The sequence below is a fragment of the Pseudomonas sp. NFX98 genome (assembly GCF_047784845.1).
Classification (GTDB): domain Bacteria; phylum Pseudomonadota; class Gammaproteobacteria; order Pseudomonadales; family Pseudomonadaceae; genus Aquipseudomonas.
This window is the reverse complement of the sequence record NZ_JBLNNF010000001.1, coordinates 215781-240396: the sequence shown is the minus strand read 5'-3', so window position 1 is coordinate 240396 and position 24616 is coordinate 215781. Positions and strand designations below refer to the sequence as shown.

At 60.4% G+C, this 24616-nt stretch carries 18 protein-coding genes and 2 pseudogenes; 2 read left to right on the top strand and 18 right to left on the bottom strand.

Going from position 1 to position 24616, the window contains the following annotated elements; genetic code table 11:
• Positions 1–94: 94 nt before the first annotated feature.
• The 8 genes from gcvP to arcD (ACM110_RS01015) form a co-directional block, all read right to left on the bottom strand.
• Positions 95–2947, bottom strand: coding sequence for an aminomethyl-transferring glycine dehydrogenase (gene gcvP / locus ACM110_RS01050; RefSeq protein ID WP_416126215.1), 2853 nt, complete (start codon positions 2945–2947; stop codon positions 95–97).
• Between the two features lie 11 nt (positions 2948–2958).
• A complete protein-coding gene (gcvH, locus tag ACM110_RS01045) occupies positions 2959–3342 on the bottom strand; it encodes a glycine cleavage system protein GcvH (protein WP_150703051.1) in 384 nt (127 codons plus the stop codon).
• A 348-nt stretch (positions 3343–3690) separates the two neighbouring features.
• Positions 3691–5199, bottom strand: coding sequence for a sigma-54-dependent transcriptional regulator (locus ACM110_RS01040; RefSeq protein ID WP_416126214.1), 1509 nt, complete (start codon positions 5197–5199; stop codon positions 3691–3693).
• A gap of 223 nt (positions 5200–5422) precedes the next feature.
• Positions 5423–5785 (bottom strand): DUF5064 family protein, encoded by a 363-nt coding sequence (locus tag ACM110_RS01035; RefSeq protein ID WP_416126213.1) that lies wholly within the window; start codon positions 5783–5785, stop codon positions 5423–5425.
• A 12-nt stretch (positions 5786–5797) separates the two neighbouring features.
• Complete coding sequence (gene arcC, locus ACM110_RS01030) at positions 5798–6727, bottom strand: carbamate kinase (protein WP_416126212.1); 930 nt, start codon at positions 6725–6727, stop codon at positions 5798–5800.
• A 119-nt stretch (positions 6728–6846) separates the two neighbouring features.
• A complete protein-coding gene (locus ACM110_RS01025; protein ID WP_416126211.1) occupies positions 6847–7857 on the bottom strand; it encodes an ornithine carbamoyltransferase in 1011 nt (336 codons plus the stop codon).
• A 69-nt stretch (positions 7858–7926) separates the two neighbouring features.
• Positions 7927–9183, bottom strand: a complete 1257-nt coding sequence (gene arcA / locus ACM110_RS01020) for an arginine deiminase (protein WP_416126210.1) — start codon at positions 9181–9183, stop codon at positions 7927–7929.
• Positions 9184–9216: 33 nt separating this feature from the next.
• A complete protein-coding gene (arcD, locus tag ACM110_RS01015; protein WP_416126209.1) occupies positions 9217–10644 on the bottom strand; it encodes an arginine-ornithine antiporter in 1428 nt (475 codons plus the stop codon).
• A 426-nt stretch (positions 10645–11070) separates the two neighbouring features.
• Here arcD (ACM110_RS01015) and arcD (ACM110_RS01010) point away from each other — a divergent pair, with 426 nt between their 5' ends.
• Positions 11071–12498 (top strand): arginine-ornithine antiporter, encoded by a 1428-nt coding sequence (gene arcD, locus ACM110_RS01010; protein WP_416126208.1) that lies wholly within the window; start codon positions 11071–11073, stop codon positions 12496–12498.
• A complete protein-coding gene (locus ACM110_RS01005; RefSeq protein WP_416126207.1) occupies positions 12495–13358 on the top strand; it encodes a DNA-3-methyladenine glycosylase family protein in 864 nt (287 codons plus the stop codon). Before arcD (ACM110_RS01010) ends, ACM110_RS01005 begins: the two co-directional genes overlap by 4 nt.
• A gap of 112 nt (positions 13359–13470) precedes the next feature.
• Here the strand turns inward: ACM110_RS01005 and ACM110_RS01000 are convergent, their stop codons facing one another.
• The 10 genes and pseudogenes from ACM110_RS01000 to gap form a co-directional block, all read right to left on the bottom strand.
• Positions 13471–14820 carry a CoA transferase gene (locus ACM110_RS01000; protein WP_416126206.1) on the bottom strand — a complete coding sequence of 450 codons (1350 nt, stop codon included), beginning with the start codon at positions 14818–14820 and terminating at the stop codon, positions 13471–13473.
• A 171-nt stretch (positions 14821–14991) separates the two neighbouring features.
• Positions 14992–15519, bottom strand: a pseudogene (locus tag ACM110_RS00995) (methyl-accepting chemotaxis protein); the annotation flags it as partial.
• A gap of 378 nt (positions 15520–15897) precedes the next feature.
• Positions 15898–16866 (bottom strand): annotated as a pseudogene (locus ACM110_RS00990) (chemotaxis protein); the annotation flags it as partial.
• A 453-nt stretch (positions 16867–17319) separates the two neighbouring features.
• Positions 17320–17721: a YbaN family protein gene (locus ACM110_RS00985; RefSeq protein WP_416126205.1), complete on the bottom strand. Its 402-nt coding sequence runs from the start codon at positions 17719–17721 to the stop codon at positions 17320–17322.
• 150 nt (positions 17722–17871) lie between these two features.
• The gene (locus ACM110_RS00980; protein ID WP_416126204.1) at positions 17872–18480 is read right to left on the bottom strand and encodes a biliverdin-producing heme oxygenase; all 609 of its coding nucleotides are present in this window, start codon (positions 18478–18480) and stop codon (positions 17872–17874) included.
• A 115-nt stretch (positions 18481–18595) separates the two neighbouring features.
• On the bottom strand, positions 18596–21184 hold the full coding sequence (locus tag ACM110_RS00975) for a TonB-dependent receptor (protein WP_416126203.1): 2589 nt from the start codon (positions 21182–21184) through the stop codon (positions 18596–18598).
• Between the two features lie 122 nt (positions 21185–21306).
• Positions 21307–22272 (bottom strand): FecR family protein, encoded by a 966-nt coding sequence (locus tag ACM110_RS00970; protein ID WP_416126202.1) that lies wholly within the window; start codon positions 22270–22272, stop codon positions 21307–21309.
• A 102-nt stretch (positions 22273–22374) separates the two neighbouring features.
• Positions 22375–22893, bottom strand: coding sequence for an RNA polymerase sigma factor (locus tag ACM110_RS00965; RefSeq protein WP_416126201.1), 519 nt, complete (start codon positions 22891–22893; stop codon positions 22375–22377).
• A gap of 77 nt (positions 22894–22970) precedes the next feature.
• A complete protein-coding gene (locus ACM110_RS00960; RefSeq protein ID WP_338582598.1) occupies positions 22971–23435 on the bottom strand; it encodes a methylglyoxal synthase in 465 nt (154 codons plus the stop codon).
• 143 nt (positions 23436–23578) lie between these two features.
• Positions 23579–24580, bottom strand: coding sequence for a type I glyceraldehyde-3-phosphate dehydrogenase (gene gap, locus ACM110_RS00955; protein WP_416126200.1), 1002 nt, complete (start codon positions 24578–24580; stop codon positions 23579–23581).
• Between the last annotated feature and the right edge of the window lie 36 nt (positions 24581–24616).

Sequence of the window (24616 nt, the reverse complement as noted above, 5' to 3'; positions counted from 1 at the left end):
TTGATGAAGATCAAAAGATCGCAGCCTGCGGCAGCTCCTACAGGGGGAGGTGGTGTTCTAGAGAGTGGGCGGATGAATCCGCCCCCTCATTCGTTTAAGCGTAGCTTTCGATCGACGGGCAGGCGCAAACCAGGTTGCGATCGCCGAAGACGTTGTCGACGCGACCGACCGGCGGCCAGTACTTGCCTTCGATCAGCGAGGCAACCGGGTAGACGGCTTGCTCGCGGCTGTACGGGTGCGACCACTCGCCCACCAGCTCCGCCGCGGTGTGCGGAGCGTTTTTCAGTGGGTTGTCGTCCTTGTCCAGCGTGCCGTTTTCCACTGCGCGGATTTCTTCGCGGATGCGGATCATGGCGTCGCAGAAGCGATCCAGTTCTTCCTTGGATTCGCTTTCGGTCGGCTCGATCATCAGCGTGCCTGCCACCGGGAACGACATGGTCGGGGCGTGGAAACCGAAGTCGATCAGACGCTTGGCCACGTCGTCGACGCTGATGCCGCTGCTGTCTTTCAGCGGACGCAGGTCGAGGATGCACTCGTGCGCTACCAGGCCGTTGCTACCGGTGTACAGCACTGGGTAGTGCTCTTCGAGGCGACGGGAAATGTAGTTGGCATTGAGGATTGCCAGCTGCGAAGCGCGCTTCAGGCCTGCGCCACCCATCATGCGAATGTACATCCAGGTGATCGGCAGAATGCTTGCGCTGCCGAACGGTGCCGCGCAGACCGCGCCTTCCTTGCGCTCCATCTGGGCGTGGCCCGGCAGGAACGGGGTCAGGTGCGATTTCACGCCAATCGGGCCGACGCCCGGGCCGCCACCGCCGTGAGGAATGCAGAAGGTCTTGTGCAGGTTCAGGTGCGACACGTCGCCGCCGAACTTGCCCGGTGCGCAGAGGCCGACCATCGCGTTCATATTGGCGCCGTCGATGTACACCTGGCCGCCGTTGTCATGAATGATGCCGCAGATTTCGCGGATGCCTTCTTCGAACACGCCGTGGGTCGACGGGTAGGTAATCATCAGCGCAGCGAGGTGTTCGCGATGCTCGATGGCTTTGGCGCGCAGGTCTTCGATATCAACGTTGCCACGGGCGTCACACGCGGTGACGACAACGCGCATGCCGGCCATGTTGGCGGTGGCCGGGTTGGTGCCGTGGGCCGACGACGGGATCAGGCAGATGTCGCGACGATATTCGCCACGGCTCTGGTGGTAGGCGCGGATTGCCAGCAGACCGGCGTATTCACCTTGCGAGCCGGCGTTCGGTTGCAGCGAGATCGAGTCGTAACCGGTGGCGGCGCAGAGCATCGCTTCAAGTTCGTCGGTCAGTTGCTGGTAGCCGGCGCTTTGCTCGGCCGGAGCGAACGGGTGCAGGGCACCGAATTCAGCCCAGGTGACCGGGATCATTTCGCTGGCGGCGTTGAGCTTCATGGTGCACGAACCCAGCGGGATCATGGTGCGGTCCAGCGCCAGGTCCTTGTCCGCCAGTTTGCGCAGGTAGCGCATCAGCTCGGTTTCCGAGTGATAGCGGTTGAACACCGGGTGGCTGAGGATTGGCGACTGGCGTACCAGTGCGGCAGGAATGGTGCTTTCAACACGGCTAGCCAGCGCTGCGAAGTCCGGCAGAGTCTTGTCGTTGGACAGCAGGGCCCACAGGGTTTCAACGTCGGCCTGGGTGCTGGTTTCGTCGAGGGACAGGCCCAGACGTGCAGCGTCGACGACGCGCAGGTTGATCTGTTGGGCGCGTGCCTGATCGTGCAGTTTGGCGGTGTCGGCACCGGTGGCCACGGTCAGGGTGTCGAAGAAGTTTTCCTGTTCGACGTTCAGGCCCAGAGCGGTCAAGCCCTTGGCGAGGATCGCGGTCAGGTGATGCACGCGGTTGGCAATCTGCGTCAGGCCTTTCGGGCCGTGGTACACGGCGTACATGCTGGCGATGTTGGCCAGCAATACTTGCGCGGTGCAGATGTTGGAAGTGGCCTTCTCGCGGCGGATGTGTTGCTCGCGGGTCTGCATGGCCAGGCGCAGGGCCGGCTTGCCGAAACGGTCCACGGAAACGCCGACCAGACGGCCCGGCATGTCGCGCTTGAACGCATCCTTGGTGGAGAAGTAAGCGGCGTGCGGGCCACCGAAGCCCAGCGGCACACCGAAACGTTGTGCGCTGCCGATGGCCACGTCGGCGCCGAATTCGCCCGGCGGGGTCAGCACGGTCAGGGCCAGCAGGTCAGCGGCCACGGCTACCAGAGCGTTGGCAGCGTGGAAACGCTCGGTCAGCTCGCGGTAGTCGAATACGTCACCGTTGCTTGCCGGGTATTGCAGCAGGGCGCCGAAGAACGGCGTCACGTCGCTCAGCTCGCGTTCGTCGCCCACAACCACGTCGATGCCCAGCGGCTCGGCACGGGTGCGCAGTACGTCGAGGGTTTGCGGGTGGCAGTGCACGGAAGCGAAGAACTGGTGGCTGCCTTTGTTCTTGCTCAGGCGTTTGCAGAAGGTCATGGCTTCGGCAGCGGCGGTGGCTTCGTCGAGCAGCGAGGCGTTGGCGATCGGCAGGCCGGTGAGGTCGCTGATCAGGGTCTGGAAGTTCAGCAGCGCTTCGAGACGGCCCTGGGAAATTTCTGGCTGGTACGGGGTGTAAGCGGTGTACCAGGCCGGGTTTTCCAGCAGGTTGCGCAGGATCGGCGACGGCGTGTGGGTGCCGTAGTAGCCCTGGCCGATGAAGGTCTTGAACAGCTGGTTTTTGCCGGCGATGGATTTGATCAACGCCAGGGCGTCGGCTTCGCTCAGACCGTCTTCCAGGCCCAGTACGCTGGTGCCCTTGATGCTGTCCGGAATCACGCTGGCGCTCAGGGCTTCCAGCGAGTCGAAGCCGAGGCTGTTGAGCATGGCTTGCTCGTCACCGGCGCGCGGGCCGATGTGACGGGCGATGAATTCGTTGGCGGTGGTCAGGTTGACTTGAGTCATGTCAGTGCTCCTCAGGCTTCGGCTTGGGCTTTGATCAGGCGGTCGTAGGCGTCCTGATCCAGCAGTTGGCCGACAGCTGCAGCGTCGGCAGGCTGGAAGCGGAAGAACCAGCCTTCGCCCAGCGGATCTTCATTGACCAGTTCAGGGCTGCTGTCCAGCGCCGGGTTCACTTCCAGCACTTCGCCGTCGAGCGGCATGTACACGCCGCTGGCGGCTTTTACCGATTCCACGGTGGCGGCTTCGGCGCCTTTGTCGTAGGACTGCAGCTCAGGCAGTTGTACGAAAACCACGTCACCCAAGGCGTTCTGTGCGAAAGCGGTGATGCCGACTGTAACGCTGCCGTCAGCTTCGGTGCGCAGCCATTCGTGATCTTCAGTAAAACGCAACTCGCTCATGGAAACTCCTAAAGGGGCCAGACTCGTCTGGTGGACGCGATTGAATGCTTGGGCAATGCCCTGGTTATGAAGAACTACATAGCAAGATCGCGGCCAATGTTGTTTTTACTATTTGAATCAATGATTTAAGTAGGTTTGCGAATCGCGGAAATGGGCTGTGTGTAGCGAAATCGATACGGCATCTACGGTGGATAAAAGCCGAGGTGGATCAAAGCCTTGCGCAGCGGTGATCGGAGAGGGTTGTAGCGATATCGTTCCGCTGTAGCGCTTTCAGTACAGGTGGAGGTCGTTTTTGGCGCGGTTTCATGCAGGACACAAAACCTGTGGGGGATTAGAGATTGTCAGGCTTCAAGCCTTGTTGGGGATTCCGTACTTGCGCAACCGATGCGCAATCGCCGTATGCGAGGTTTGCAGGCGGCTGGCCAGTTGGCGGGTCGAGGGGTAGCTGACGTAGAGTTTTTCCAGCAGGGTTTTCTCGAATTCGTCCATGGCCTGTTCCAGGCTGTCGACATCATGATCGCTCTGGCGCGCGACCGAAGTGCCGGCGATGTCGAGGTCGCCGATGTCCACCAGGCTGCTTTCGCAAATGGCGGCGGCGCGGAAGATCACGTTTTGCAGTTGTCGCACATTGCCCGGCCAGCGGTTGCCCAGCAGTGCTGGATAAGTGCCTGGCGCCAGGCGACAGACCGGGCGCTGGATTTGCGCGCAGGCTTGCTGCATGAAGTAGCGGGCCAGCAACAGGATGTCCTGACCGCGTTCGCGCAGCGGCGGCACTTCGACGTTGAGCACGTTGAGGCGATAGAACAGGTCTTCGCGGAACTGACCTTCGCTGACCATTTTTTCCAGGTCGCGGTGGGTCGCACTGAGAATCCGCACGTTGACCTTCACCTCGCGATCACCGCCCACGCGACGGAAGCTGCCGTCGTTGAGAAAACGCAGCAACTTGGCCTGCAAGTACGGCGACATCTCACCGATCTCGTCGAGAAACACCGTGCCCTGGTTGGCCAGTTCCATCAGCCCCGGTTTGCCACCGCGTTGTGCACCGGTGAACGCGCCGGGGGCGTAGCCGAACAGTTCGCTTTCGGCGAGGTTCTCCGGCAATGCCGCACAGTTCAGTGCCAGAAACGGTGAACTGTGTCGCGCGCTGATGGCGTGGCAGGCCCGGGCCACCAGTTCCTTGCCGGTGCCGGTTTCGCCCTGGATAAACAACGGCGCATCGAGGGCCGCCACCCGTTGCGCGCGAACCTTGAGCGTGCGGATCACTGGCGATTCGCCGAGCAGCGCATCGAAGCCTTCGGCGTGATCGTGATGCAGTGCCGACAGGCGTTCACCGATACGGTTGGGTTGATAGAGCGTGAGCAGGGCGCCGGCGTCGGTGATTGGCGTGGCGTCCAGCAACAAGGTCTGGCCGTTGACCGTGATTTCCCGCAGCGGCAAGCGAAAGCCGTGTTCGAGCAAGGCATCGAGCAACGCCGGGTCGGCAAACAGCTCGGCGATGCTTTCGCCGGCCGGTTCGCGACCGTACAGGGCGATCAATGCCGGGTTGGCCAGCAGCACCTTGCCATCGCTGTCCAGCGCCAGCACCGGGTCGGTCATGGCCGCGAGCAACGCATCAAGCTGCAAGTGCCGGCGCTGGCCGGGAAGAATGTCGACCACCGTCACCGCTTGCACGCCGCGCACGCTGAACAGCGCATCACGCAGCTCTTCGAGGACTTCCGGGCTCAGGGTCGGGGCGTCGATGTAGACGTTGGGCGGGACCATTTCCACCGCATCCAGATTGAGATTGCGCCCACCGAGCAGGGCCAGGACTTCCTGGGTAATGCCGACGCGGTCGATGAAGCTGACGTGGATACGCATGGGGCGCTTTCGGGTTCTGGATTGCGGAGGGTGGCAAGTATGCCTTGGGGCGGGCGAATGGTGAAATCCGGCGCAGGACTTCAGGTCAGCGATGTCCCCTGTGGGAGCGGGCTTGCCCGCGATGACGGTGGCAGATCCGGCATTGACGCGACAGATGTACCGCTATCGCGGGCAAGCCCGCTCCCACAGGGATTTGTGGCTGATCACAGAATATGTGTACAGATCACTCGAAGTGTTCAGGGTTTACCGGGTCGCCTGATTTCATATTCAGCTGCTCCCGGATGTCTTCAAACATCAAGTCGTAATGCTTGTGGACCGAGCCGATCTGGCTGTGTGTCTTCGGAATCCCGTACTTCTCGGCAATTCTCGTCACATCCCTGGCGAAGTTGTAGGCCTCCTCCTTGGGCAGGAAAAACGGCTCTGACATGTCCTTGCCCTGAATGCTGCCATGCAGGGTGAACTGGATGCCTTTTTCACCTTTGTCATTCTTGCTGACTTCATAGTCGAGGTGCAGGTTGTAGCTGACATCATCCGGGGTCAGCGCATGACGTTCGATGTGCAAGTGACCTGGCTCAAACTGTGCCATAGACGTCTCTCCTTACGAGTAAGTAATGCCCGGAGTCGCCGTGCTGATGCGGGTGCCAGCCTTGCCCTGGACGATCGCTTCGATGTCCGCGAGCGAGCCGATGACCGCGACTTTTCCAGTATGGCGCGCAAACTCGCAGGCTGCCTGCACCTTCGGTCCCATGGAGCCGGCGGCGAAGCCGAGTTTTTCCATTTCGTCGGGGTGCGCCCGGGTGATGGATTTCTGCGTGGGTTTGCCGAAGTCGATGAACGCGGCGTTGACGTCGGTGGCGATCACCAGCAGATCGGCTTCAAGTTGTTCGGCCAGCAGCGCCGAACACAGATCCTTGTCGATGACCGCCTCGACACCTTCCAGTTTGCCGGGGGCGGTGTACATGGTCGGAATGCCGCCACCGCCCGCGCAGATGACGATGCTGTTTTTTTCCAGCAGCCACTTGATCGGGCGGATTTCAAAGATGCGTTTCGGTTTGGGGCTGGCGACCACGCGGCGGTATTTGTCGCCATCCGGGGCGATGGCCCAGCCTTTTTCAGCGGCGAGTTTTTCCGCCTCGGCCTTGGTGTACACCGGGCCGATGGGTTTGGTGGGGTTCTGGAACGCCGGGTCATTGGCATCGACTTCGACCTGGGTCAGCAAGGTTGCGAAGGGCACTTCGAAGTCCAGCAGATTGCCGAGTTCCTGTTCGATGATGTAGCCGATCATGCCTTCGGTTTCGGCGCCGAGTACGTCCAGCGGATAAGGCGAAACCGAGGTGTACGCCGCCGCTTGCAGCGACAGCAGGCCGACTTGCGGGCCATTGCCGTGGGCGATGACCAGTTGGTTGCCGGGATGGATCTTGGCGATCTGTTCGGTGGCGATCCGGATGTTGGCGCGCTGGTTGTCAGCGGTCATCGGTTCACCCCGGCGAAGCAGGGCGTTACCGCCCAGAGCTACGACGATACGCATGGTGCAAGTCCTTTTTGAGTAGGAGCTGCCGAAGGCTGCGATCTTTTGATCTTGCTATTGATCTTCAAAGATCAAAAGATCGCAGCCTTCGGCGGCTCCTACAGGTTAGTGGTCAATCTTTAGAGATCCGCCAACGTCGACACCAGAATCGCCTTGATCGTGTGCATGCGGTTTTCCGCTTGCTCGAAGGCGATGCAGGCCGGCGACTCGAAGACGTCATCGGTCACTTCGATGCCGTTCTTGAGGTGCGGGTACTGCTCGGCGATCTGCTTGCCGACCTTGGTGTCGCTGTTGTGGAAGGCCGGCAGGCAGTGCATGAACTTGGTGCGCGGGTTGCCGGTGGCTTTCATCAGTTCGGCGTTGACCTGATACGGCAGCAGTTGCTGGATGCGCTCGGCCCAGGCCTCCACCGGTTCGCCCATCGAAACCCAAACGTCGGTGTGGATAAAGTCCACGCCTTTGACGGCGGCTTTCGGGTCGTCGGTGAGGGTGATCCGGGCACCGCTTTCTTCACCATATTTTTTGCAGCGAGCCACCAGATCGTCCGCCGGCCACAGCGCTTTCGGCGCGCAGATGCGCACGTCCATGCCGAGCTTGGCGCCGATCAGCAGCAGCGAATTGCCCATGTTGTTACGGGCATCACCGAGGTAGGCATAGCTGATTTCATGGATCGGTTTGTCGGCGTGCTCACGCATGGTCAGCACGTCGGCGATCATTTGCGTCGGGTGATATTCATCGGTCAAACCGTTGAACACCGGCACGCCCGCAAACTGGGCCAGCTCTTCGACGATTTCCTGTTTGAAGCCCCGATACTCAATCGCGTCGTACATGCGCCCCAATACACGGGCGGTGTCCTTCATGCTTTCCTTATGGCCGATCTGCGAGGAATTCGGGTCGATGTAGGTGACGTTGGCACCCTGGTCATAGGCCGCGACTTCGAACGCACAGCGAGTGCGGGTTGAGGTTTTTTCGAAGATCAGTGCGATGTTGTTGCCCTTGAGGTGTTGCTGTTCGGTGCCGGTGTATTTGGCGCGCTTGAGGTCGCGCGACAGGTCGAGCAGGTAGCGCAATTCGCGAGGGGTGTGGTGTTCCAGGCTCAGCAGATTGCGGTTATGGATATTGAACGCCATTTTGGATCTCCTAAGGTGTCGGTTATCCCCTTGGTCCGCACTCGGTAAGTGCGGGCCGAGGCTAATAGGTTAGTAGTCGATCGGATCGCGGATGATCGGGCAGGTCATGCAGTGGCCGCCGCCGCGACCGCGTCCGAGTTCGCCGGCGCTGATGGTGATGACTTCCACCCCGGCCTTGCGCAGCAAAGTGTTGGTGTAGGTATTGCGGTCGTAGCCGATGACCACCCCCGGTTCCACGGCGACCACGTTGTTGCCGTCGTCCCATTGCTCGCGCTCGGCGGCGAAGCTGTTGCCGCCGGTTTCGACGACGCGCAGGGCCTTGAGGTTGAGGGCCTGGGCCACGGTGTCGAGGAAGTTGGTGTCCTCGCGGCGGATGTCGATGCCGCCCGGTTTGCTTTCGTCGGGGCGCAGGGTGAAGGCGACGATCTGGTTCACCACTTCCGGGAAGATCGTCACCACATCGCGGTCGCAGAAGCTGAACACGGTGTCCAGGTGCATCGCCGCGCGGGATTTCGGCAGGCCGGCAACGATGACTTTTTCCACGGCTTTGTTCTTGAACAGGTTGACCGCCAGTTGGCCGATGGCCTGGCGGGACGAGCGTTCGCCCATGCCGATCAACACCACGCCGTTGCCGATCGGCATCACGTCGCCACCTTCGAGGGTGGAGTTACCGTGGTCCTTGTCCGGGTCGCCGTACCAGATCTGGAAGTCGGCGTTGGTGAACTCGGGGTGGAATTTGTAGATGGCGGTGGCCAGCAAGGTTTCCTGACGGCGTGCCGGCCAGTACATCGGGTTGAGCGTTACGCCACCGTAGATCCAGCAGGTGGTGTCGCGGGTGAATTGAGTGTTGGGCAGCGGCGGCAGGATGAAGCTGGTTTTGCCGAGAAAGTCGCGGAACATCTCGATGGACTTGCCGCCAAAACTGCTCGGCAGATCATCGCCGGAAACGCCGCCGATCAGGTACTCGGCGATATGCCGTGGCTCCAGGCTGCGCAGCCACGAGCTTGTTTCATTGATCAGACCGAGGCCGACCGAGTCAGCGGTGATTTTGCGCTCCAGAATCCAGTCGAGCGCTTCGGGGATGGCGACGATGTCGGTCAGCAGGTTGTGCATTTCCAGCACGTCGACGTTGCGTTCACGCATTTTGGTGACGAAGTCGAAATGGTCGCGCTTGGCCTGGGCCACCCACAGCACATCGTCGAAAAGCAGTTCGTCGCAGTTGTTCGGGGTCAGCCTCTGATGGGCCAGGCCGGGGGAGCAAACCATGACTTTGCGCAGTTTGCCGGCTTCGGAGTGGACGCCGTACTTAACTTTTTCCGTGGTCATTTCAGTGATCCTCCAGATGACAAAACAATCGAATTACAGGGTCAGGAAGCCGTCATAGAGACCGTAGGCCGCCACCAGCGCGCCCACGACCACCGCAGCGAAAATCAGCTTCTCGACGTTGGTGAAGACCGGTTTGTTGATTTCCATCTTGGCCTTGGCGAACAGGATCGCGCCGGGGGCATAGAGCAGGGCCGAGAGCAGCAGATACTTGGTGCCGCCGGCATACAGCAGCCAGATCGCGTAGATCAGGGCGATGGCGCCGATGATCAGATCCTTCTGCCGCTCGCCCGGCGCGCCTTCGTAGCTTTCGCCGCGCACTGCCAGCAGAAAGGCGTAGGCCGCCGACCACAGGTACGGCACCAGGATCATCGAGGTGGCGAGGTAGATCAGCGACAGATAGGTGCTGGCCGAAAACAGCGTGATGACCAGGAAAATCTGCACCATCGCGTTGGTCAGCCAGAGCGCATTGACCGGCACCTGGTTGGCGTTTTCCTTGCGCAGGAAGGCCGGCATGGTGTTGTCCTTGGCGGCGGCGAACATGATCTCCGCGCACAGCAGCACCCACGACAACAGCGCGCCGAGCAACGAGATGACCAGGCCGACACTGATCAGCACCGCCCCCCACTGACCCACCACATGCTCCAGCACGGCGGCCATCGACGGGTTCTGCAGCTTGGCCAGTTCCGGTTGGGTCAGGATGCCCAGCGACAGTACGTTCACCAGCACCAGGATGAGCAGCACGGTGACAAAACCGATCACCGTGGCTTTACCCACATCACTGCGTTTTTCCGCACGGGCCGAGAAAATGCTCGCGCCTTCGATGCCGATGAATACCCACACGGTGACCAGCATCATGTTGCGCACCTGGTTCATCACGCTGCCCAGGTCAGGGTTCTTCAGGCCCCAGATGTCGGCGGTGAAGATGTCCAGTTTGAAGGCGAACACCGCAATCAAGATGAACAGCACCAGCGGCACAATCTTCGCGACCGTGGTCACCAGGTTGATGAATGCGGCTTCCTTGATTCCGCGCAACACCAGCAGGTGCACGGCCCAGAGCAGCACGGACGCACCGATCACCGCAGCCACCGTGTTGCCTTCCCCGAAAATCGGAAAGAAGTAACCCAGGGTGCTGAACAGCAATACGAAATAACCTACGTTGCCCAGCCACGCGCTGATCCAGTAACCCCAGGCGGAAGAAAAACCCATGTAGTCGCCGAAACCTGCCTTGGCGTAGGCGTAGACACCACCATCGAGGTCGGGCTTGCGGTTGGCGAGGGTCTGGAAGACAAAAGCGAGGGTGAGCATGCCGACGGCGGTGATGGCCCAGCCGATCAGAATGGCGCCGACGTCAGCACTGGCGGCCATATTCTGCGGCAAAGAAAAAATCCCTCCACCGATCATTGAACCGACTACCAGGGCAACCAGTGCACCCAGTCGAAGTTTTCCGGGAGCTTCAGACATTGCATGACTCCATTGCAGGTGAAGAGGGTTCACAGCGTAGTTCTGTTTACAACTCAATCAGCTGACTTGGATCAGTGCCTGCTCACATTCAAAAAGGGCTTTTTCGTTTGTTTGAAGGCACCCGTCGACTTCCTGAAAGGCCCGTCCTAGAGGCTTTCTGTTTTAATCTTGGAACAGATCGTATTGCTTGGTTTTATGAAGCTAGTTCGTTTTCTTTGAGACGCAAATTTTCAGCGTGAATTTTCAGTAAGCAATTGTTGTATGAATCTTCATCTATAAAGCGATTGAGTATATGGAGGGTCGGAAATGATCGAGCGTTAATAAAAAGACATAAATTGGCGTTATCCAATAAACGTAATTACGCTTTACCCATTTAGTTCATCGGTAATTAGTCCCGATACTTGCCAAGCCATTGGAGGCGCAACAATGTCGCAAGCCCCGCACAAGCTTCGCCTGAGCGCGCTGATCGCTCTGGTCGTGGGTTCGATGATTGGCGGCGGGATCTTTTCCCTGCCGCAGAACATGGCGGCCAAGGCCGATGCCGGTGCGATTCTGATCGGCTGGGCGATCACGGCCGTGGGGATGCTGACCCTGGCTTTCGTGTTCCAGACCCTGGCCAATCGCAAACCGGAACTCGATTCGGGGGTGTACGCCTACGCCAAGGCAGGTTTCGGCGATTACATGGGGTTTTCCTCGGCGTGGGGTTACTGGATCAGCGCCTGGCTGGGCAACGTCGGCTACTTCGTGCTGCTGTTCAGCACCCTTGGCTTTTTCTTTCCGGTGTTCGGCGAGGGCAACACACCGATCGCCATCGCCTGTGCGTCGGTGCTGCTGTGGACGGTGCATTTCGTGGTGATGCGCGGGATCAAGGAGGCGGCGTTCATCAATCTGCTGACCACCGTGGCCAAGGTAGTGCCGCTGATCATGTTCATCGTGATCGCTGCGGTGGCGTTCCAGGCCGACGTGTTTACCCGTGACATCTGGGGGCGCAGCAATCCGAGTTTCGGCAGCGTGATGGACCAGGTGCGCAACATGATGCTGGTCACGGTGTTCGTGTTCATCGGCATCGAGGGCGCCAGTGTCTATTCGGCGCGGGCGGAGAAACGTTCGGACGTCGGCCGGGCCACGGTCATCGGTTTTATCGGCGTGCTGGCGCTGCTGGTGTTGGTCAACGTGTTGTCGCTGGGGATCATGAGCCAACCGGAACTGGCCACCTTGCAGAACCCGTCGCTGGCGTCGGTGCTGGAGCATATCGTCGGTCCGTGGGGCGCGCTGCTGATCAGTGTCGGCCTGGCGATTTCACTGTTGGGCGCCTTGCTCTCGTGGGCGCTGCTGTGTGCCGAAATCCTCTTTGCCACGGCCAAGGACAAAACCATGCCGGCGTTCCTGACCAAGGAAAATGCCAATCATGTGCCGATCAATGCGTTGTGGATGACCAACGTGATGATTCAGCTTTTCCTGCTGATCATCCTGTTCGCCGCCAGCACCTATACCAGCCTGATTTACCTCGCGTCGTCGATGATCCTCGTGCCGTATCTGTGGTCGGCGGCTTATGCGGTGTTGTTGAGTGGGCGCGGTGAAACCTATGAACACGCCTCCGCAGAACGAACCAAGGATCTGCTGGTCGGTGGCGTCGCCCTGAGTTACGCGGTGTGGTTGTTGTACGCCGGCGGCTTGAAGTATCTGCTGCTCTCGGCGCTGCTCTATGCGCCGGGCGTGATCCTGTTCGCCAAGGCCCGGCATGAACAGGGCAAACCTGTCTTCACCGCCATCGAAAAAGGCATCTTTACCTGCGTCCTCTGTGGTGCCGGATTGGCGGCGTATGGGCTGTACAGCGGATTGCTCAGGCTGTGAGGCTGTTGCTGGGTTTCGAACCGCCTTATGACTGGCCGGCGATGCTGGGATTTTTGTCGGCACGGGCGATTGTGGGACTGGAAACCGTGGCTGACGGCGTTTACTCGCGCAGCATCGGCCTGAACGGCGCAAGCGGGACCCTGTCGATCCAGCCTGCGACAGCGGATTCACTGGAACTGACGCTCGATTTTCCTGATCCGTCGGCCATGCCCGAGATCGTCGCAAGGCTGCGGCGGATGCTTGATCTGGATGCCGAACTGGCCACGATTCATCGTCATCTGGCGGTTGATCCATTGCTCGCACGCTTGATCGAAGAGCGTCCGGGGCTGCGCGTGCCGGGGACGTGGGACGGTCTGGAATTGGCAATCCGGGCGGTGTTGGGACAGCAGATTACCGTCGGTGCGGCGATCAAATTGGCGGGGAAACTGGTGGCGCAATATGGCTTGCCACTGGCTTCGCCACGGGATGGCCTGAGCCATGTATTTCCTGAGGCCGCTGTTCTGGCGGTGGCGGATCTGGCCACGCTGGGGATGCCGAAAAGCCGTGGTCGAACCCTGTCTGGCGTGGCTCAAGCGCTACTGGCTGATCCGTTGTTGTTTGAGCCCGGGCGTGAGGGCGGCGTGGCGCGATTGCTCGCGTTGCACGGGATTGGCGACTGGACGGCGCAGTACATTGCCCTGCGGCAACTGCGGGATGTGGATGGGTTCCCGAATGGGGATGTGGGGCTGATCAATGCGTTGGCGGCGCTGGAGGGTGGGCCGGTGACGGCGAAGCAGTTGCTGGCGCGGGCTGAAGCGTGGCGGCCGTATCGGGGTTATGCGGCGCAGTTGCTTTGGACCTCTTTGAGTCGTTTGGATTGAGCTGATCTGGAATGTGTGCTGACTGATCTGGCGTCATCGCGAGCAGGCTCACTCCTACAGGTTGTGCGCGGTCCCTGTAGGAGTGAGCCTGCTCGCGATAGCAGTCACCCAGTCACCACCACTGCGCGCGATGCGAACCCAATTCAGAAGCTGCAACCGCCCACTGCAACGGCGTCCCCGTGATCTTTAGCGGTACGTGCAAGCGATGCGCAGGCCCCCAAGGCGTTTGCTCAACCAGCATCCCCTGGTCGTGTTCATCCTCAACCCGCAACAACTCTTCGCTACCGCGACCATGCTCGATCAACAACTTCGCCGTACGCGCCAACGACAATCGTGCCGACCCACCCTGGCCGCTGCTCAAGCGTTCTGTCAGCAACGTGATCGCACTCGCCGCCATCAGGTACCCAGTGGCGTGATCGAGCGCTTGCACCGGCAACGGCGTTGGTTTGTCTGCGTGCTTCCAGTGCATGCCGGCGTCAGCAATGCCGCTGCTCATCTGCACCAGGCTGTCGAAGCCACGACGGTTTTGCCACGGTCCGTTCCAGCCGTAGGCATTGAGACAAACATCGATCAGGCCGGGGGCCAGTTTTTTTCGTTCAGTGACTCCGTAACCCAAGCGCTCCAACGCATCGGCGCGGTAACCGTGGAGCACAATGTCGGCGTCTTTGAGCAGGCTGTCGAACAGTGCGCGGTCGGCCTTTTCGTGCAGATCCAGGCGAGCACAGCGTTTGCCCAGGGTCATCTCCGGCACCACGCCCGGTTCGTTCCAGGTGGGCGGGTCGATGCGTAAAACGTCGGCGCCAAGACCGGCGAGAAAACGACTGGCGACGGGGCCGGCGAGCACACGGGTCAAATCCAGCACCTTGATCCCGGCCAGCGGTTGCGCGACAGAGCCTTGCCACGGCGTGCCGTTATGGCTGCCGTGATGAGCGAATTGAATCAGTGGCTCGGCATCGACTGCCCGACCTTGCGGATGTGTCTGCCACTGTTCCCAAGTGCGCATTTCGGCGGCACAGCCACCGGCATCGACCACGGCTTGCTCCAGATCGCTCTTGACCCATTGCGCGACTTTGCTGGCCATCGCGGCACGGTCGGCGCAGGCGCCCAGCACGGATTCAGCGGCGGCACGGTGATGAGGGGCGTTGGTGTGCAGACGGATCCAGCCATCCTTGGCGGCGTAGTCACCGGCGAACGGGTCCCACAGCGGCGGCACGTTCCAGCCTACCGGGCGGATCGAACTGGAGAACCAGAACGAGGAAAGGCGTCGATCGACTTCAAGGATGGGCAAGCGTCCTGTTTGTTGATTCAACAATTCGCCGACAGCCTGACCGGCGGCGGCAATGCTGGCGCACGCAAGGTCCGTAACGGCGAACGCCGAGGGCAGGGCGCCAGTGGCGGTGAACGGGATTGGCGTATGCGGCAAGCCGAGTGCGGCTTGAATGGACGTGAGTAAATCAGTCATCGAAGGCCCTCCGGAGCGAGAGGCCGAGCATAGATCAAAAAATCTTCTGGTAGATGAAATCCCCTTGTAGGAGCAAAGCTTGCTCGCGATGGCGTCTTGACAGTCAGCTATGCAGTGTCTGACCCACCGTTATCGCGAGCAAGCTTTGCTCCTACAGGATTGCGGTGTTTTTTAAACGCGGAACTGATCCATCAATTTCATCTGCTGGGTCGTCAGGCTGTTGAGCTGGCTGCTGATCTGCGCCGATTCAGTGGCCTGGCCCGTCAGGGTTTCGGTGACGGTGCGAATCGCCGAGACATTGCGGTTGACCTCTTCGGCCACGGCGCTTTGCTGTTCGGCGGCGCTGGCGATTTGCAGGTTCATGTCGCTGATCACCGTCACCGCGTCGCTGATTTTGCTCAAGGCCTGGACCGCTTGCTGGATCTGCCCGGCGTTGCTGTGGGCCTGGGTCTGACTCGAATGCATGGTCGCGACCACACCGCGAGTGCCGCTCTGGATGCGTTCGATCACCAGGCGAATTTCTTCCACCGAATCCTGGGTGCGTTTGGCCAGGTTGCGCACTTCATCGGCCACCACCGCAAAGCCACGACCGCTTTCACCGGCGCGGGCGGCCTCGATCGCTGCGTTGAGCGCCAGCAGGTTGGTTTGTTCGGCGATGCTGCGGATCACCTCCAGCACGGAACCGATCTGCTCGCTGTTGACCGCCAATGCCTCAACTTCAGTCACAGCCTTGCTGACTTCATCGGCCAGTTGATTGATATCGCGGGTGCTGCGCTCAATGATCTGCATGCCATCGCGGGCCGACTGATCGGCGCCTTTGGCGGCATTTGCCGCGTTCGATGCGCTGTTGGCGACGTCGTGGGCGGTGGCGCTCATTTCGTTGGACGCCGTGGCGACCTGGTCGATTTCGCGGAATTGCACCTGCATGCCTTCACTGGTCTGGCGGGCGATTTCCGAAGACTGGTCAGCGGTGCCGCGCGCGTCGGTGATGCTTTGCTTGATCTGCGCGATGGTCGGTTGCAGCTTGTCGAGGAAGCGGTTGAACCAGCTGACCAGTTCACCCAATTCATCTTTCTTGCTGTAGTGCAGGCGTTGGGTCAGGTCGCCGTCGCCGCTGGCAATCGCCTTGAGCATTTCTGCCACGCTGTTGATCGGCCGGGTCACGCCCGAGGCGGTGAGCCAGATCAGCAGCAAGCCGATAAGGCCGGCAATGATCGCCACGACAACCGCTTTGATCGTGCCGCTTTGCTGGGCGTCATCGAGTACTGTTTGCAGCTTCACCGAGTCGGCCAGCAACACTTGCTTGGGCAGGTCGATCACCACGCCCCAGGCCTTGGAATCGGCAATCGGGCTGACCGGGTACACCGCACGAATCAAGTCGCCCTGTTGCAGAATCTTTGGTGCGCCACTGCTGAGCAACTGCAGGACGTCCTTGCCGTCTGCGCCCAGTGTGTCGCCGATGTTCTTGCCGACTTTGCTGGCGTCGACGCTGTAGGCACCCACCACACCAGTGCCAGAGACAATCAACATGTGCCCGGCGCTGTTGAACAGTTCACGCTGGGAGTCGACCGCCGTCGCTTGCAGCGCGTCGAGGGCAATGTCGATGCCGACCACGCCGATGGACTTGCCATCCACCAGCAGCGGTACGGAAATGGTGGTCATCAACATTTCCTTGCCGCCGACCGTATCGGCGTACGGGTCGAGCAGGCAAGTGCGCTTGCTGTCCCGAGGGCAGGTGTACCAGATGTTGTAAGGCGTACCGCTCAAGTTCAGCGTGGTTTTGGTCATGTCCTCTTCGACCATGATCGTGTTGAGCGCTTCACCCCCGGCACGGCTCCAGTACGTGGCGAAACGACCGATCTCGTTGGACTGGCGGGCGGCGTCATTGGCGAACTCGCTGTCCTTGCCGTCCAGGCCGTTGGGTTCGAAGGCCAGCCAGATACCCAGCACTTTGCTGTTGCGCTCGAAGGCGGTTTTCAAACTCAGGTTCAACTCTTCACGCAATGCGCCGGGCTCAAGCGAACGCTTGGCAGCCAGGTTGCGCATGTCCTTGATCTGGTCCGCCAGGGCGGTCACCACCGTCAAGGTTTCACCGAATGTCTTCTGCACCCGCACCGCTTGCTCGGCAGCTTTGGCCTGGAGCAGGTTCTGCACACTGTCGGTGAGCATTCTGCTGCTGGAATCGCTGACCAGCTCATCGTTCTGATTGGTCTGGTAGAAGTTCATGCCCACGATCAACGTGACCACGCCTAACAGGCACAGACCGGAGAGCAGGACGATTTTCAGGCGGATGGACAGTGAGTCGAACATAGGGCGAACTCGCGAAGGAATGAATGGTTGGCTGTGAGCCTTTGCGGCTCCACTCGCCAAATCCATTTAGCGCCATTCAATGCACATCGGCGTGAGGGTGAAATTGCATGAGGGGCATGCCGACGAACGGTCATGGTTGAACGTTTGCGCGGGAAAATCTGCCGAAACGCGGATAAAAAACGGGGAAAATCACGGAGGAAATGACGGGTGTTGCGGCAGTGATTCCGGTCGCGACCAGATCCACAGATTGCCCAGCCCCATCCCGACAATCGCCAGATAAATCGGCCAGCCGTGGTCGAGCATCACCAGCATAAGTCCCGCACATAACAGCATGCTGACAGTCGCGCTGATTTTTGCCCGGCGCGCGATGATCTTGCCGTTGCGCCAGTTGCTGAGGATGGGACCGAACAGTCGATGGTTTTCCAGCCAGGCACTCAAGCGTGGCGAACTCTTGGTCGCGGCCCAGGCGGCCAGCAGAATGAATTCGGTGGTCGGCAGGCCGGGAATGACAATGGCGATCAGGCCGATGCCGAGGCTGACGTAGGCCAGCAGGCCGAAGAGAAGGCGGGCGAGTTTTGAGGAGGTGGGCATGGACTCAGGAAAACAGATGTGAAGCTTGATCGGAACTGTAGGAGCTGCCGCAGGCTGCGATCTTTTGATCTTTTTTTACGACCTCAAGAAGATCAAGATCAAAAGATCGCAGCCTGCGGCAGCTCCTACAGGGGGTATCCGAGGTAGGTGTCAGGCGACTTCCGGGGTAGTGGCGTAAGCCTGCTCCAACAACACCGTAAACCGGTTGAACGCATCGATGGCGCCCTTATCCAGCTCGGCTTCTTCCTCTGCGCTGAGTTCCAGTTCATCGAGGGTCTTGACGAAGTTTTTCCAGCCTTGCGCACGACCACCGGCCGGTTCGCCGAGGTGACGGGCACCGAAGGTTTCGCTCAGGCCAAGGCCCACGGCACGCTTGATCAGGAACGCGGCGCCGAGCTTGGAACCCTCGGAGACGAAGAGCCAGCCCAGTGCTTCGGCCTTGCTCGGATTGTTCACTGCGCCGGCGACCGGTGCCGGTAGTTCGGTGTCCAGGTCCGCCAGGTCAGCCTTGGCCGCTTCGGCACGGCAGCGAGCGGGCAGGTCCGGGACGATGGCGGTCAGTTCCGCATCGTTGTACAGCGCCACCAGTTCCGACTGGAACAGGTACTGCGCCACCACGAAACGGGCGAAGTTGGCCTGGGTTTCAAATGGCGCGTGAGCTTTGACCAGTGCATCGAGTTTGGTGTGGGGCTCGTTGGTGACCTGGTTCAACCGTTGTGAACGCAGGCTTGGGCGTTGTGCGGTGTCCTGAGTAGTCATGACTATTCCTTGGGGGAAAAAGAGGCGCTTGGTAACGAGACGAATAAGCACGGGCCTGACAGTAAAAAAACCTCACTGCGCGGCGATGGAAAACCGCGCAGTGAGGTGAGTCAGGTCAGATATCCCAGATCAGGTTGACCGCGAAGTTACGACCCGGTTGAGTCAGGCGATCAAGGTTGGCCGGTTGCGTTACCGACGCTTCGCCGACGCTGTCGTAGCCGCGCACGTCATCCCACAGCCAGTATTTCTTGTCGGTGAGGTTGTAGACGCCGCCGCTGACGGTCACGTCGTCGGTGACCTTGTAATACGCGCTCAGGTCGAGAATGCCGAAGCCCGGGGTCTTGAACTGGCTGCTGACGCCGTCCGGCGACTTGAAGTTGCTGTCGTCGACGCGATCCTTGCGCTTGACCACGGTCCAGCTGAGCAAACCGCCGTAGTTGTCCTGGTCGTAACCGAGGCCGAACACGCCGGTCAGCGGGTTGACGCTGTTGATCGGCTCGCCGTTGTCGTTGTTGCGACCGTAGGCGTAAGCCACCGAGCCCTGGGTGTAGAGGCCCTGTGGTGCGCCAAAGGCGTCGAGGTTCAGGCGGCCCTTGATCTCCGCACCCTTGATGGTGGCGTGCTTGATGTTGGCGCTCTGGAAGGTCGGTTCGTCATAGCCAGGGGTAACCGCGTCTTCGTTGATGAAGTCGCGATACTTGTTGTAGAACACCGCCACATCGAACGAGCCCTGCTCGAAGTTGCCGCGCAGGCCGGTCTCGTAGCTCTGGCTTTTTTCCGGTTCCAGGTCCGGGTTCGGTTCCACGCGGTAGCCGGCAGCAGTGTTATCGAAACGCCCGTACAAGGCCTTCGCGGTCGGGGTTCGGAAACCTTCGGCGTACTGGCCGTACCAGGTGTAGTTGTCGTTGAAGGCGTAGGTCAGGCCGAACTTGGGCGAGACTTTGTGCCAGGTCTTGTTTTCGTCGCTGACGGTGCCGCGACCGTCGGCGGACACGGTGTTGAGGAATTCCTGGGTGATGTCTGGCTTGAGCTCGGTGTAGTCGTAGCGCAGGCCCGGCAGGAAGGTCCAGTTGTTCCAGCTGATCTGATCCTGGGCAAACACGCTGTAGGTGTTGATGGTCGGGTCCGGGAAGTCGCTGGATTTTCTCAGCACATCGGCAGCGCTGGTGGCGCCGATGGCGGAGCAGCCGCGACCGATTGCCAGGCACGTACCGTTGCCGCTGCGCGAGCCCGTGACTTTCTGCTGCTTAAGGGTGGTGCCGTAAGTCAGCAAGTGTTCGGTGTCGGCGACGCTGAAGCTTTTATCCAGTTGTGCGTCGAACACCCACTGCTTTTCTTCGTAGAGCGTGTCGCGGGTGCGCAACACCTTGCGGGTGATGGGGAAGTAGACCTCGTCGGTGCTCTGGTCGGTCTTGGCGATCTGGTGATTCAGGCTCCACTTGACGTTGTCCACCAACAGGCTGTCGAGGGCGAAGCTGTGTTCCAGGCCGAAGCGTTCACGGGTAATGGTGTCGTTACCGGTACGCGACTGGTACATGCCGCCGGGCAAAACACTGTCGGGAATGGTCGGCGCGCCGGCAAAGTAAGGACCGCCGTAGGCGCTTTTCTGATCGGTGTCGCGATCGTCCTTGTACTTCTCGTAGGTCAGGCCCAGGCGTGCGTCGTCCTTGTAGTTCCAGCCGAGCTTGGCCAGCACGTTGGTGGCGCGCACGTCTTCCGGGTTGGCGGCGGTGCGCGTCAGGCCGGTGCTGTTGTTGCTGCCGTAGGATTCGGTTTCATGACCGTCGCGCTGGCTGTAGTGCAACAGGCCGTCGAACTGATCGGCGCGACCGGCCACGGTGGCGGACTTGAGCCAGCTCTCGTCAGCCGAGCTGTAACCGGTCTTCAGGCGTGCGCCGACGTCCTGGCCAGGCTTGATGATGTCGTCCGGGTCGAGGGTGAAGTAACTGACTGCGCCGCCGATGGCATTGCTGCCATACAGCACCGACGCCGGACCCCGGAGGATTTCGACGCGCTTGATGATTTCCGGGTCGACGTAGTTGCGCTGGGTCTTGGCGTAAGGGCCGTTGAAGAAACCGTTGGGGATTTCCACGCCATCGATCTGCGTCAGGACCCGGTTACCGTCGATGCCGCGGATGTTGTAGCCGCTGATCCCGCCGCGAGTACCGGCACCACCCACCGAAACGCCCGGCTCATAGCGCACAAGGTCCTTGATGGTGTTGACGTTGTTACGGTCCAGTTCATCGCGAGTGTGGACGGTGACGGTGCTGGGTACGCTGTTCACGTCCTGCTCGTTACGCGTGGCACTGATGGTCACCTGTTGCAGGTTCAGGATGCCGGCGGTGGTGCGGCGTTCGAGCACGATGTTGTTGTTGCCCAGTTTGCGGTAGCTCAGGTTGGTCCCCACCAACAGGCGATCCAGGGCTTTTTCCGGCGGCAGCGATCCGCGCACGCCCGGCGACGCCACGCCTTCAGCCAGCTCTGCCGGCAAGCCCACTTGCCAGCCAGTCACGGCGGTAAAGGCGTTGAGCGCCGAGACCAGCGGTTGCGGCGTGATGGCGAACGAGTAGTCGCCCATGTTGCGGCTAGGCTGCTCGGCGCTGGCGGCCATGACAGGCGCAGTGCCGGCCATCAGGATGGCGGCGGTCAGCAGCGACAGCACGCGGGACGGTGAAGAGGACTGGCGGGTAAGGCGAGAGGACATCGATAGCGCTCCGTGTCGCACGAATCTTTATAGGTGCTGATTGGCATGGTGAGATGCGAATCAATTGCATTGGCTATAACGAGACGTACGGGGAATGACTATCGAGTAAAAATAATTCTCATTCAGTTCAGAATCACCAGCGCCGGGAATTCCTTCAACTGCGCCGAGGTGATGTGGGCCAGCGAACGGACCACGTCCAGCGGCTGGTCGAGCCGGTAATTACCGGTGACGGCAACATTGGCCAACTGTTCGTTGTTGTTGATGATCCAGCCCGGATAGTAGCGACGCAGCTCTGCGAGCACCTGGTTCAGCGGGCAGTTTTCGAAAACCAGTCGACCCTGAACCCACGCCAGGTCGGTGGCGGCATCGAGTTTGGCCGGGCGATCGAAGCCGTTGGGGCCGATGCGGATACTTTCCCCGGCGGTCAGGCGAATCCGCGCGTCGTCACGGGTGGCGCGCAGGTCGACATCGCCACGCTGCACGCGAACCTGTGTCACGCCGTCGAGGTAACGCACGGCAAAAGCCGTATCGCGAACGCTGGCGGTCACCAGGCCGGCGTCGAGTTCCAGCGGCTGGCCGCGATGGGGCTGGACCTCAAAAAACGCCTCGCCCTGATACAGGCGAGCCACGCGTTTTTGATCGTTGATGGTGCTGGAAAACGCCGAATTGGTGTTGAGCAGGACTTTCGAACCGTCCTCCAGTTGCAGGCGCTGGCGTTCACCGACCACGGTCAGGTGATCGGCCTGAAGGCGCATGGGCAGATTGCTGAAGCTGAACAGACCGAGGATCAGCACGGCGGCGGTGGCCAAGGGTTTCCAGTGCGGGCGCAGGCGTGACAGTACGGTGACTTTGGAAGGCCGCGCAGCCAGGCTTTGCGCGCATTGCGTGACTTGCGGACCGTTCCAGATCGCCTGGGCCTTGGCAAACGCATCGGCATGCGCCGGTTCGGCCGCGAGCCACGCGTGGAACTGGCGAGTCTGTTCTTCGCTCGGGCTGTCCAGCACGATCAGCCAGTCCATAGCCTGGTCCATCGCGTCTGCAGTGGCCTGCGCCGGTGAGGGCGAAGGGGAGCGGTGGGTGTCCGTCACGGTGTTTCCTCGGCAGTGTCTGTGCACGGCTGTTTTTTTAGTGAAGCGCGAAAGTGGGCCAAGGGTAGCCCTGATGAATAAAACCGTCGAGCAGCGGGCGACTCAGTGGCCGTTTGCCCGTTCGGCGACGCCGATGCAGATGGTCATGATCAGTTTCAGCTCTTTCTGCACAGTGCTGAGCGACACGCCGAGTTTTTCGGCGATCTCCAGATAGCTGTGACCGTGCAGGCGGCTGAGGATGAAAATCTGCTGCTGGCGGGGGCTGAGTTGACTGAGGCGCACGTTCAGACGCTCGAGCAATTGTTCGGCATGGGCGGCGTCCTCTGCGCTGCTGGCGGGGGCGGCGATGCTTTCCACCACCTCCGGCAGCACGTCGTCGACCATGGTGCGCGAATGGATGCGTCGCGCACGCAAATGGTCCAGCGCCAGGTTGCGGGCGGTCTGGAAAACAAAGGGTTCAAGGTGATCGATGGCCCGTTCGCTGAGCGCACGGGTCACGCGCAGGTAGGTTTCCTGCAGCAGGTCTTCGGCGGTGCTGTGATTGTTGACCATCCGCTCCAGCGTACGCAGCAGAGAGACTCGCTGGGTGATGAAGACGTCATTGAAGCGCGATTGACTCACGGGAAGACCTGATCCATTTCGAGCGAATGATAATGCTTATCATCCGCTCGAGTGGTCAAGTATTGATTTGTGAAGGTTTATGCTCGGCCCTGTAAATATGTGGCGTAATCCGGGATCCGGTGCGTGTGCGCCTGATCCATCATCGGGCTGCTGAGCAAGTAATCAGCGCTGCATTCGTTGCACGCCACCGGAATGTTCCAGACTGCCGCGACCCGCAGTAATGCCTTGATGTCCGGGTCGTGCGGCTGCGGTTCGAACGGGTCCCAGAAGAACACCAGCATGTCGACCCGTTGCTCGGCGATGCGCGCGCCGAGCTGTTGGTCACCGCCCAGCGGGCCACTGATCATGCTTTCTACCGGCAGGTCGAGACGTTGTTGCAACAACAACCCCGTGGTGCCGGTGGCGACCAGTTCATGCTGCGCCAGCCTGTCTTTTTGTCGCTCGGCCCAGTCCAGCAAAAACACTTTGCAGTGATCATGGGCAACCAGGGCGATGCGCTTGCGCACCGCCAGGGTCTTTTGCGTAAAGCTGATACCGATCATTGCATGCTCCTCGGTGTCGCAAATACCTGTAGGAGCTGCCGAAGGCTGCGATCTTTTGATGTTGATTTTTACAAGATCAAGATCAAAAGATCGTCCGAACGCGGCCCGAGCCTCCGGCAGCTCCTACAGGGGCGTATCAATGCCTATTCAGCGTTGCACAGCGCCAGGCAGTTATCGAGCATGCGGTTGGAGAAGCCCCATTCGTTGTCGTACCAGGCCAATACCTTGAGCAGCTTGCCGCTGACCTTGGTGTGGTTGGCGTCGAAGATCGACGACAGCGGGTTGTGGTTGAAGTCGCTGGAGACCAGCGGCAGGGTGTTGTAGCCGAGGATCTTCGAGTGCTGGCTGGCTTGCTTGAGCAGGGCGTTGACTTCTTCGGCGCTGGCTTCTTTTTTCAGCTGCACTGTCAGGTCAACCAGCGATACGTTGATCACCGGCACACGTACCGCCATGCCGGTCAGCTTGCCCGCCAGTTCCGGCAATACCAGGCCCACCGCTTCAGCGGCGCCGGTCTTGCTCGGGATCATGTTCTGGGTGGCCGAACGGGCGCGGTACGGGTCGGTGTGGTAAACGTCGGTCAGGTTCTGGTCGTTGGTGTAGGCGTGGATCGTGGTCATCAGACCGCTTTCGATGCCCAGCTCGCGGTGCAGCACCTGGGCCACCGGGGCCAGGCAGTTGGTGGTGCACGACGCGTTGGAAATGATCTGGTGCGACTGGCGCAGAATGTCGTGGTTCACACCATAAACCACGGTGGCGTCAGCGCCTTTGGCCGGGGCCGAGATGATCACTTTGCGTGCGCCGGCCGTAATATGCGCGGCGGCTTTGGCTCGGTCGGTGAACAGACCGGTGCATTCGAACACCACATCAATCTTTTCAGCGGCCCAAGGCAGCTCGGCCGGATTGCGAATGGCACTGACCGCAATGCGGTCGCCGTTGACGGTCAGGCTTTCCTGATCGTGCTGGACATCGGCGTCGAACGTGCCGTGAACAGTGTCGTACTTAAGCAGATGCGCGTTGATTGCGCTGTCCCCCAGATCGTTGATGGCAACGATCTGCAAATCCTGACGGTAGCCTTGTGTATAGAGTGCGCGAAGAACATTACGGCCGATGCGGCCAAAGCCATTGATTGCGATTCGAAGAGTCATATGTCTGCGCTACCGTCGTTTTGTTGTTGGAATTAC

Excerpts from the sequence above, each read along its gene's own strand:
- arcC (WP_416126212.1), bottom strand. The coding sequence starts at position 6,727 with ATGCGTATCGTCGTAGCTCTGGGCGGTAACGCCCTGCTTCGCCGGGGT.
- gcvH (WP_150703051.1), bottom strand. The coding sequence starts at position 3,342 with ATGAGCGAGTTGCGTTTTACTGAAGATCACGAATGGCTGCGCACCGAA.
- ACM110_RS00975 (WP_416126203.1), bottom strand. The coding sequence starts at position 21,184 with ATGTCCTCTCGCCTTACCCGCCAGTCCTCTTCACCGTCCCGCGTGCTG.
- arcA (WP_416126210.1), bottom strand. The coding sequence starts at position 9,183 with ATGACCACGGAAAAAGTTAAGTACGGCGTCCACTCCGAAGCCGGCAAA.
- gap (WP_416126200.1), bottom strand. The coding sequence starts at position 24,580 with ATGACTCTTCGAATCGCAATCAATGGCTTTGGCCGCATCGGCCGTAAT.
- ACM110_RS01025 (WP_416126211.1), bottom strand. The coding sequence starts at position 7,857 with ATGGCGTTCAATATCCATAACCGCAATCTGCTGAGCCTGGAACACCAC.
- ACM110_RS00985 (WP_416126205.1), bottom strand. The coding sequence starts at position 17,721 with ATGCCCACCTCCTCAAAACTCGCCCGCCTTCTCTTCGGCCTGCTGGCC.
- arcD (WP_416126208.1), top strand. The coding sequence starts at position 11,071 with ATGTCGCAAGCCCCGCACAAGCTTCGCCTGAGCGCGCTGATCGCTCTG.
- gcvP (WP_416126215.1), bottom strand. The coding sequence starts at position 2,947 with ATGACTCAAGTCAACCTGACCACCGCCAACGAATTCATCGCCCGTCAC.
- ACM110_RS01040 (WP_416126214.1), bottom strand. The coding sequence starts at position 5,199 with ATGCGTATCCACGTCAGCTTCATCGACCGCGTCGGCATTACCCAGGAA.
- ACM110_RS01000 (WP_416126206.1), bottom strand. The coding sequence starts at position 14,820 with ATGACTGATTTACTCACGTCCATTCAAGCCGCACTCGGCTTGCCGCAT.
- ACM110_RS01035 (WP_416126213.1), bottom strand. The coding sequence starts at position 5,785 with ATGGCACAGTTTGAGCCAGGTCACTTGCACATCGAACGTCATGCGCTG.
- arcD (WP_416126209.1), bottom strand. The coding sequence starts at position 10,644 with ATGTCTGAAGCTCCCGGAAAACTTCGACTGGGTGCACTGGTTGCCCTG.
- ACM110_RS00960 (WP_338582598.1), bottom strand. The coding sequence starts at position 23,435 with ATGATCGGTATCAGCTTTACGCAAAAGACCCTGGCGGTGCGCAAGCGC.
- ACM110_RS00980 (WP_416126204.1), bottom strand. The coding sequence starts at position 18,480 with ATGACTACTCAGGACACCGCACAACGCCCAAGCCTGCGTTCACAACGG.